At 66.5% G+C, this 430-nt stretch carries 1 protein-coding gene; it reads left to right on the top strand.

Translation table 11 applies throughout. From position 1 onward, the window contains the following. Positions 1-430: IS110 family RNA-guided transposase (locus tag G3A44_RS23205; RefSeq protein WP_163460121.1), on the top strand; the 430-nt coding region annotated here is incomplete at both ends.

Genomic DNA, 430 nt, shown 5'->3' with positions numbered 1-430 from the left:
CCACCGTGCATCATTGGCATGGAGGCCTGTTCTGGCGCGCACCACTGGGCCCGCTTGTTCATGGCCGCAGGCCACACCGTGCGGCTGGTGGCGCCGAAGTTCGTCACGCCGTACCGCATGAGCGGCAAGCGGGGGAAGAACGATGCAGCCGATGCTGCGGCCATCTGCGAGACCATCCAGCGCCCGCACATGCGCTTTGTGCCCGTCAAGAACCTCACCCAGCAAAGCAGGCTGAGCGTGCACGTGGCCCGGCAAGGCTTTGTGGAGCAGCGCACCGCCCACATCAACCGTGTGCGGGGTGTCCTCAGTGAATACGGCATCGTCCTGCCGCTCAAGGCCAACACCGTGCGCCAGCGCGCACGCGACCACCTGGACGCCCTGCCGCCCTGGGCCCACACGGTGGTCAACGATTTGCTCGACGAGATCACCC

Origin of the sequence: Ideonella livida (assembly GCF_010499455.1) — a bacterium.
Classification (GTDB): Bacteria; Pseudomonadota; Gammaproteobacteria; order Burkholderiales; family Burkholderiaceae_C; genus Ideonella; species Ideonella livida.
The sequence above is the reverse complement of the archived record's forward strand: the minus strand, read 5'-3'. Positions and strand labels throughout refer to the sequence as shown.